We start from the raw sequence: 1,581 nt of genomic DNA on the forward strand, positions 1-1,581 counted from the left end.
CCAGCCCGCGCCTTTGAGCTTCTTGAGCGTCGTGTACATGGTGGCCGGCCCTATCTCCACCGTGCCCTGCGTGGACTCCCTGATGCCCTGCATGATCCGGTAGCCGTGCGCCGGCTCGAGCGTGGCCAAGAGGATCAGGAAGATGCTGTCGGACAGCTCCCCCGTCTCGTACGGGCTCCTCTTCGCCATTTCGCTCCCTCTACTATATCAATGATGGATACTATGCTACAATCAGCCTGCTTGCAAGCGAATACTTTCGGTTCCCACTATACTCTATCTGGAAATGGAGCGTCTCATCATGGCTGAAGAGCATTTGGAAGCTGCGGCAAGCGGGCAGGCGGAAGGCTGGTTCGAGCAGAGGAAGGACCCCGGGTTTCGCAAGCGGCAAGATGCGAGCCTGTTCCAGACGATAACCCTGGTCATGCTGCCCTTCATCTGGGCGGGTTTCGTCTACTCGCTGGTCACGGGCAACGAGAGCAACATGAACGGCTACTCGCTCATGATCCTCTTCTTCTCGTTGCTGAACGCAGACGTGCTGGTCAAGGGCGAGAAGCTGTCGAACAAGGTGCTCGACGTGCTGGCGAAGGCCAACTGCGTGCTGTTCTTCGCCTGGGCCCTCGCCAACATCGTCTACCTGCTGGTGAAGTAGGCGAGGCGGCCGCGGCGGGGGTGCGGCCATCGCCCGCTCCCCCTCCCGCACGCACGTTGAAGCTACTCCGCGTGGCGCAGCGCGTGCTCCAGCTTCTGGCTGACCACCTTCGTCACGCCGTCGGCCTGCATGGACACGCCGAACAGCACGTCGGCCATCTCCATGGTGCGGCGCTGGTGCGTGATCATGATGAGCTGCGTGGAGTCGCGCAGCGATTCCAGGTACGACGTGAGGCGCCGCAGGTTCGAGTCGTCGAGCGCGGCCTCCACCTCGTCCAGGATGTAGAACGGCGTCGTGCGGATACGGTACACCGCGAACAGGAGCGCGAGCGCCGTGAGCGACTTCTCGCCGCCGGACATGAGCATCATCTTCGTGATGCGCTTGCCGCGCGGCTGCGCCGTCACCTCCACGCCCGTGTTCTCCAAGTCGTCGGGGTCCACGAGCGAGAGCTCGGCCGACCCACCCGGGAACAGCACGGCGAATATCTCGCTGAAGTTCTTGCTGACCGCGTCGAACGTGCGGACGAAGTCGTCCTTCATGCGGGCGTCGATGACGCGCACGATCTTGCCGAGCGCACGGCGCGCGCCGTCGAGGTCGGCGAGCTGCGCGGCCAGGTAGTCGTAGCGCTCCTTGAGGCGCTCGTATTCGTCGGCGGCATCGGGGTTGATGGTGCCCATGTTGGCGATGCGGCGGCGCAGCTTGAACGCCTGGTCCTCCACCGCGCCCCGGTCCTCCAGCTCGGGCAGCGCGAGCGCATGGTCGAGCGGCACCTTGCAGTCGTGCACGATGGCGTTCACCGCCCCCTCCACCTGCACCTCCAGGCGGCCCTTGTCGACCCGGGCCTGTCCCATGCGGGCGTTGGCCTCGTCGAACGCGTCGTGCGCGGCGCGCGCGGCGGTGCGGGCCTCGTTGGCCGCCTGGTGCATGCCCCC

The 1,581-nt window shown here is 65.1% G+C and carries 2 protein-coding genes and 1 pseudogene; 1 reads left to right on the forward strand and 2 read right to left on the reverse strand.

Features of this window, described 5'->3' with window-relative positions; all coding sequences use genetic code 11:
* On the reverse strand, window positions 1-189 hold a 189-nt coding region (locus tag GPA_RS02805; RefSeq protein ID WP_041238875.1), incomplete at its 3' end, for a PadR family transcriptional regulator.
* A 109-nt stretch (window positions 190-298) separates the two neighbouring features.
* Here GPA_RS02805 and GPA_RS02810 point away from each other — a divergent pair.
* Window positions 299-649 (forward strand): hypothetical protein, encoded by a 351-nt coding sequence (locus GPA_RS02810; protein WP_041238876.1) that lies wholly within the window; start codon window positions 299-301, stop codon window positions 647-649.
* A 62-nt stretch (window positions 650-711) separates the two neighbouring features.
* Here the strand turns inward: GPA_RS02810 and GPA_RS02815 are convergent.
* Window positions 712-1,581 (reverse strand): annotated as a pseudogene (locus GPA_RS02815) (chromosome segregation protein SMC); the annotation flags it as partial.

It is taken from the genome of Gordonibacter pamelaeae 7-10-1-b, from assembly GCF_000210055.1.
Classification (GTDB): Bacteria; Actinomycetota; Coriobacteriia; order Coriobacteriales; family Eggerthellaceae; genus Gordonibacter; species Gordonibacter pamelaeae.